Source organism: Cryobacterium sp. RTC2.1 (assembly GCF_035018685.1).
Classification (GTDB): domain Bacteria; phylum Actinomycetota; class Actinomycetes; order Actinomycetales; family Microbacteriaceae; genus Cryobacterium; species Cryobacterium glucosi.
Genome location: NZ_JASJXJ010000180.1, coordinates 1 through 6828 on the forward strand (window position 1 = coordinate 1; position 6828 = coordinate 6828).

Annotated in this window: 7 protein-coding genes; 6 read left to right on the forward strand and 1 reads right to left on the reverse strand. The window is 63.5% G+C overall.

The annotated features are described in order from the left end of the window. Positions 1 to 571: 571 nt before the first annotated feature. The 4 genes from QN357_RS16765 to QN357_RS16780 all read left to right on the forward strand — a co-directional run bounded on the left by QN357_RS16765 (position 572) and on the right by QN357_RS16780 (position 4904). Positions 572 to 967 (forward strand): hypothetical protein, encoded by a 396-nt coding sequence (locus tag QN357_RS16765; protein WP_322136729.1) that lies wholly within the window; start codon positions 572 to 574, stop codon positions 965 to 967. 223 nt (positions 968 to 1190) lie between these two features. Next, entirely contained in the window at positions 1191 to 1628 is a 438-nt protein-coding gene (locus tag QN357_RS16770) for a hypothetical protein (RefSeq protein WP_323505237.1), read from the forward strand. 1957 nt (positions 1629 to 3585) lie between these two features. Next, positions 3586 to 4518 carry a hypothetical protein gene (locus tag QN357_RS16775; protein ID WP_322136732.1) on the forward strand — a complete coding sequence of 311 codons (933 nt, stop codon included), beginning with the start codon at positions 3586 to 3588 and terminating at the stop codon, positions 4516 to 4518. A 56-nt stretch (positions 4519 to 4574) separates the two neighbouring features. Then, positions 4575 to 4904: a hypothetical protein gene (locus tag QN357_RS16780; protein WP_322136733.1), complete on the forward strand. Its 330-nt coding sequence runs from the start codon at positions 4575 to 4577 to the stop codon at positions 4902 to 4904. 332 nt (positions 4905 to 5236) lie between these two features. Here QN357_RS16780 and QN357_RS16785 read toward each other — a convergent pair whose 3' ends face one another. Beyond that, complete coding sequence (locus QN357_RS16785) at positions 5237 to 5905, reverse strand: hypothetical protein (protein ID WP_134558631.1); 669 nt, start codon at positions 5903 to 5905, stop codon at positions 5237 to 5239. A gap of 80 nt (positions 5906 to 5985) precedes the next feature. Between QN357_RS16785 and QN357_RS16790 the strand changes: the two genes are divergently transcribed. Together QN357_RS16790 and QN357_RS16795 are read left to right on the forward strand one after the other, a co-directional pair. Beyond that, entirely contained in the window at positions 5986 to 6576 is a 591-nt protein-coding gene (locus tag QN357_RS16790) for an HAD domain-containing protein (protein ID WP_322141104.1), read from the forward strand. A 14-nt stretch (positions 6577 to 6590) separates the two neighbouring features. After that, positions 6591 to 6791, forward strand: a complete 201-nt coding sequence (locus QN357_RS16795) for a hypothetical protein (RefSeq protein ID WP_323505238.1) — start codon at positions 6591 to 6593, stop codon at positions 6789 to 6791. The last annotated feature ends 37 nt before the right edge of the window (positions 6792 to 6828 follow it).

Here is a 6828-nt window from a genome sequence, read left to right on the forward strand (position 1 = left end):
CAGCCCCCAAACCCCCGCCTGTTTCAACGACGGCTGAGAACTAGGCCGTTGGCGTTACCTGTCCACCTATCAAAGAGCGCGGACACCGTCGATCCCCACCTTGTGCCGCCGCCCGGGCTCACGATCGCGTTGTCGATCCGCTGAAGGTTCGCGCTCGCCTGGGTGAAAACCTCGACCCACCTCTGTGAAGTCTCAAACGGATTTCCCAACAGTGAGAGATACCGCCAAATGACGGCGTGCCGGCACTCGGTCACCCCGAAGACGTATTGGAGCACGTTCGCTGAGGACATTCGCAATGCGTGACCGTGGGTTTCCGTGTCCCCTGTGGGGCACGCGTCTGGATGCTCATCCCTCCGAGCGAGGAGCCTTCGCCGTGCGCCACGGCCGACAGTGCCGAGTTCAGCTCGCGCGGACTCTCCAAGCGAGCGGCCGTCATCAGGTCGACGGCGAGCCCGGTATACCGAGGGGCCTGCGGGATCTCCTTGAGGTCCAACGAGCTTCGTTATCTCACTGGCGTGTGTCTCCTGCGCTGGGACGGATTGGCGACTGCCGTCCACGTTGACGTGAACGAATGTGGAACCGACTCCTTCGGGCCCACGCGATCCCCGAAAAGCGCAACGACATCCGGCGCCGGGCGAACTCCCCCGCAGTAGCCACGCCCATGAGGTACCAGGCCCGTCCCCACGCTTCGATGGAGCTCCGCGCGGTGCTCGCCAGTGGCGCGGCGACCGCCTCCTCGTTGCGGAGGAGAATCGCGCCCTTCCGCCTGCTGCACGCCGGTGCCGATCGCGAGCGTGATCGTGGCCCGCGTCGCCCGTGCCTGCTCCGCAAGCTCGGGAGTCAGGTCGTACTGGCGGACCGGACTGTCGTCCATGGGCGGATGCTGGTTCAGACGGTGGGTCACGAGGTACGCGCCGCGACAGAGGCCGAGGAGCGAGTTGGAGACGCCAAGGCGGGAAAGTTCTGAGAGGGGCTCGGTGGGCACGGGGTCACTCTAGCGACCGCGTGCAACGCCTCCGCGCAGGTCCCCCCGGCGAACACGAGTCGGCCCCACCGGGGAGTGAAGCGCGGCCACTGACCCTACGCACGGCGCTCGCGCCGGCCTCTCCCGCGAGCAACCCGCCGCCGGGCCGTCGCTGCTCAGGGCGAGAAACCCTATCTCTGATGTTTATCTGATATAGCTGACCAGCATGATTACCGCGACATTCACCGACCTGCTCCGTAAGCCCAAGGAGGTCCTGTCCCGCATTGACGAGGGTCAGGTGCGCCTCACCCGCCGGGACGGTGACGACCTCGTGATCCTGCGCGGCCGCGACCTCGACGCCCTGGAGAACGGGGTCGCGTTGTCCAGCCGACTGATCCGCGCGATCGGCAGGAACCGCGGCGACGTGCAGGCGGCCCTCTCGGACCTGTTCGCCTGGACGGCAGACTTCACCCCCGCCGAGCTGGCCGCGTATGCAACCGAGATCGAGCACCTGGTGTACGCCGCGAGCGAGCTGGGCGCGTTCGAGCGGTTGCTGCGAGCACAGCGGGAGTGGCAGGAGACAGCCACCGCGTATGCGATGGGCATGCGCCCCGTTGAGCCCATCGAGCTGCCCGCAGTTTCAGTTCGCGTCGACCGGCCGTAGAAGGAAAGCCGGAGAGTCAGGGATGGGAGGACGAGGGGAAAAGTTGAGCGACGGGACAGGGAGAAGGTGAATCAGAGTGCAGGGGGCGATGAGCCCCCTGCCACCTCAGGGCGTGGAGCCCTGCCACCCACCGTGGGTAGGTGTCAGCTCCAGCGCTCATCCGCTCAGGCTCCGCCCACCCGGTGCACGAGTGACGGCGCGAGCGTCCACCTGGGAGTGGCCCCTCCCGCCCTCATCCTGCTGCCCTGCTGATCCTGCGCCCATCAGATGTCCGGTGGCTGGCGTTGTACCTTCCGCCGCCGGCACCGAGCAACTCGCCAGATCGCCGGGGGCCCCTGGTGTCCCGGTCGGAGCCATGCTCATTGCTCGCCGTACCCGAGATCCCACCTCACGTTGCTCACGCCTGCCGTCCACCATACGGCCGCCGCCGGATAATCCCAGGACTCCTACTCTGTTCTGCCGGCTCACCATTGGCGGGACCATTCAACGGTGGTCGCCTTCCTGGCGTGGCGCCTCCCGAACTCGTTCTCGTGTGTCGCCGCTTGGGGTTCCCGCGGTTTGCCCAGCGTTCGCTCGTCGTCTTGCGTCTTGACGGGAGGGCGCTCGCGTGCGCTTCTCTGCTCTGGTGTTCCTGGTCTTCTGACTGGGCGCTTGCCCTCGATTGGTTTTGCACGTCTGGCTTATTGACGACGTGTTCGCTTCGCAATCTGGTGGATTTGGATGGGGCCTCCCGAACTGTAGCGAGCATGTCTCCCATCCCAGACCCTCCGGGCCCGCACACTCACGTTCCCCTCTCCGGGCCGCTCCGCGACCCCCGCGCTCCGCGCTCCCACCACGCCTCGCCGCACCCGCAGCCACGTTCGCCGACCAGGCCACAGTCCAGCACGGAGACCCAGGCGCCCCCGGACGACCATGCGCGCTCCGCGACGCACACAACCAGGTGACCACCTCCACAACCCCGCCAAAGTCCGCAAATCCGGCAGACCCGAAAACCGGCCTGAGCCCGGGAGGACCCTCACGCCCCACACCACGACGCCCACGAGCCAGCCACCCCATCAGGGCGAGAAGCTGCCACGTTCTACACACCGGCACCTGCCAGATCAGCTTGACCACCGCAACCGAAGACACATATCTGGCTCCCACGAAACCCACGACGTCGACACCGCCAGGGTCAGTCTTGAACCCAAGAAGGTGACCACCCTGTCCTTCAGCCTCGAGCAGATGCCCGCAGCGCTGCACCAGCTGAAGAAGACTTCGGAGACGAACTACGACAGCGTTGTACCCATGCCCTCCTCGAAAAGGACACCTACCTTCTAGACCCCCCAGCCATCTCGAGAACGCGCCCCGACCTCTCCTGCGCACCACCCTCCCGCTGCTCTACGAAGTAGCTCGCTACAAAGCTCGAGCCAGCGAATGAACCGTCACCTTCTAAGCCTTCAGGTACCCCGCCCGGAAACCGGATGCTGCCTCATCAGCGCGACCTACCGAGCAACCGGTCGAGCAACCGGCCGAGCGAAGCTCACGCCGAAAACGAGAGGACCGAGTCAATCCTCGACGCAAGGCCAGGCTGGTACTGGCCGACAGGCCAGAGCGCATGGGCGCTCCCAGAGCAGGCCTCAGCCAACCTGCGCGACGCTCACGAGACGAGCCGAGCGGATTCGCTTCAAATGAATGAGTGATGGAGCCCTCCCAGCCATCACTCTGGCCACGAAGGCTACGTAGTCTTCCCGCTCTACGACGCACCATTGCAGGCTCTGCCCTGAATTTGCCCTAACGAAACCCGACCGCCTATCGGACAAGTGAATGAACGCACTACCGGCTGTCGACGCTCGTTGAATAGTAGGTCGTTGGCGTAACTGGCCTACGTTTCAAAAAGCGCTGATATCGCCTCGCATTGGTCCACCTGTGCTCACCTCTTCCGCCCTAGCGTGAAGTAGAACCGAAGGAGCAAAAGAGAATGGGTAGATCACCCGCACCGACCCGCATGAGCCGCCCCACCCGAACCGGCGAACGACGCGAGGCTGGCATCGACATCACCGACGGCGACCTCGACCGCGTCCGGATGCTCGCCCGCTGGTACTGCATGACGAGCGTCCAGATCGCGGCGATGGAGAACCCCGTGCGCTCCTGGCATCCGGACGTGGCTCGCGGCAATGAGGATACGGCAGCCGGCTTGCAGGCGTTTCTCGAGGCGAAGGCTGGTAGAGTCTACCGACGCCTTCTCAAAGTTGCAGCGATCAAGAACGGCGTCAGCGATGGACCTTTGGTCGTCCAGACGCCCATTGAGTACCGTCAGAGGGTTTGGTCAGCCACCGCGTTCGGTGCGCGCATCGCGGACACCCCGTGGCGTTCCATCGGACCGGTCTCCTGGTTCAACGCCCACCATGCACTCCTGGCCGCCGACATAGCCATCCAGTTCTCCGGCATCGTCCCACTCCCGCTCCTCTCCCAGCGAGAACTGACCACCGGGCACTTCGCAAACGGTGACGACCTACCCCTCTACTTCAACTCCAAGTACGACGGGAAAGAAGGTCAGGTCTCCAAGGTGCCAGACCTCGCCATCCTCGCCAAAGACGGCCGCAGCTACATCGCAATCGAGATCGAGTGCGACCTGAACCGGGCCCTCGGCACCTACCGCTCCAAGCTCGAAGCCTACGGACGCGACGAGAAGGTCTCCGCCGTCTGGTACGTCTGCGAGAAACCACGTACCGCGAACCGAGTCCTCACCGCCGCAGCTGACTACCCCGGATCCAACGTCCGCGTGATGGGGGTACGCGACCTCGACCTCGGGCTCCGCGAAGCGGACATGCGCTACCTCAACGAAACCGACCGCGACCTTGCCAAAGCCAAAACCGCACTCCTCCGCACCGACGTTCAGAAAGCGATCTAACGAGCAGCACGCCCGAGTTCCTGTGGCAAAACGCCCAGCTTGCTGAAGCTCGCAGCATGTTCTTTGAGGACCTTCCTCCCTTCACGGACGACATCTTGCTGGCAGACATTGACTTGAAAGGGATCGTTCGTCTTGGCTTTGGCCGGAGCAAAATCGTCGACGTCGACTTTGACCGACGCCTCTTCCGCAATCAACAGACGGGACCGACCCTGTGGCCCTTTGATGGAGAGTGGCAAGCCTTCTTCGGCTCGGGAGCCGTGTCACGATTCCAGTTCTTCGAGAAGGAAAACCCTTTCAACAACGGACTCGCCTGGGCTCACTCAACGGAGCGACTCTCTGCCGAAGAAACCATTGAATGCCGCGCTACACAACCCGAAGAACGCTGACCCCCGGAGCAGCGTCGCCCAGGCGCCAATGAAATACCCCACCCCTCCAGCCCCGCAAAGACGACCAGTCGACCGTGGGTAATCGGTGACGCACCGTGGGTAATCGGTGACGCACCGCGGGTAATCGGTGACGCACCGTGGGTATCTAGTGACACTTAAAAGCCTCACCTAAGACCTTCGCCGGCTCGGCACTGCCAAAACACCGCCCAGGCGCCACCAAAACACCCCACTTTCCGCCCACGCTCGATCAGTGGCGCCAGTAAAATCCCCCACCCTCCAAACCCGCAAAGACGACTACTCGACATCTTCGCTTCAGCTAGGACGCAACCTTCTCACAACCATTCGGAAGCTTCGACGATGTCTCTCACGTCGTTGACGCTGCCTCCGTCACGGAGCCATTCAACCGGGGTTTGACGTCCCTCGGCGACGAGTTCTGATTGCGGCGTGGCCATAAATCCCGCGGCGCTCTGCCAGCTCCATCGCGGGGCAATGACTTCGATGATTTCGGTGAGCCCCGGAAGAAGCTTCACGGGGGATCCGACGTTAAATTGCCAGGTGGGAAAGCGGAGCCGACCGGATATCTCGAACGCATACAGGTGCCCGTCTATAACGGCCGCCCGGACTCTTCCCTCATCCCATCCCAGAAATCCTGTCACGCTCTCCAGCGACATGGTTGAGAAAAGGTCCAGCAGCCATCCCTCAGTTCTGCGGAGTTGCCAATCTCCTCTGTCCACGGATGCCGACGGTGCGGCCCACGCCTCAGCGGTGAATGCGCCCGATTCGATCAGAAAACGCACTTCGTTCTCAGTCGGCTCCTCCCGTGATATTGGCTCCATCGCCAGGAGCATGTCCGTGAGGGCCTGCAAGAAGTAGTCGGGATCGACCGCCAATCGAGCCACGGCTTCCGCTAGACGCCTGACAGTATCGCCGGAGACCCGAAGCGCCTCAGCCTCTGAGACGGGTCCGTCAGCGGCATCGTCGGGTACGTGATTGTCAGTCATGGTTCGTATGCTTCCATCACGTGTGAGCTGAGGCAAGGTTGCGATGTAGCGTCGAAGAACCCGCAAGAGAGGACCCCGAGATGCCTGAACCGATTGCGCCGCGACTGTACCTGGATGTGGACGGGTGTGTCTGCCCATTCGGGCGCCCAGACGCAGCTTGGGGTCCGGCCACGACTGCTTCAGTCTTCGTCGACTACGACGACAGGGCCGCGACTTATGAGGTGGTCTGGGCACCTGCTCTGATCGAGGCCCTCGACGGGCTGCGGGCCGAGTTCGCTCTGGAACTGGTCTGGCTGACCACTTGGGTGGAAGTCGATGCCGTCAGGCGACTGCTGGTCCCCAAACTGGGCGGTCTGGCGAATGGTCGGATCCTGCCTCTGCCTCCGGGGCCTCGCAGTTCAGGCGAAGCCCGGGGCTGGTGGAAGGCTCAACGTCTCCTCGAAGATCAAGCCGCCAAGGCGGGGCCGTTCATCTGGACGGACGACAGCGAGGTTGAACTGCACGGCTGGAAAGTGCTCGGTGCCACGGCCGGCACACCCAGCCTGATGATTCCCCCGCACCCCATGGTCGGCCTCCGCCCGGATGACATCCACGCGATGCGAGCCTGGCTAAACGCGCTGAAATCGGGACCAGAAGCGTCAACGATCAGTGGCTTCCAACATGACCGCTGAGTAGAGTTCCGACCATGGACGGAGAAGAAGCGACGCGGCTCCTCGTTGACGCAGTCGGGCCGCTCTACGACCGTGCAGGGCTGCAGGAATGGCTCGACCTCACGGAAGACTCCGTCCTTGGCTTGGCCCGAGACGGGAAACTCCTAACAGTCAGGACCCTCGAGGGTGACTTGCTCGGTTACGTCCCGGTGAGTGGTGTGGTTTCCCACTCTTGAGCGTTGCTTCGTCAACGTAAAGAGCCACCGTGGGATG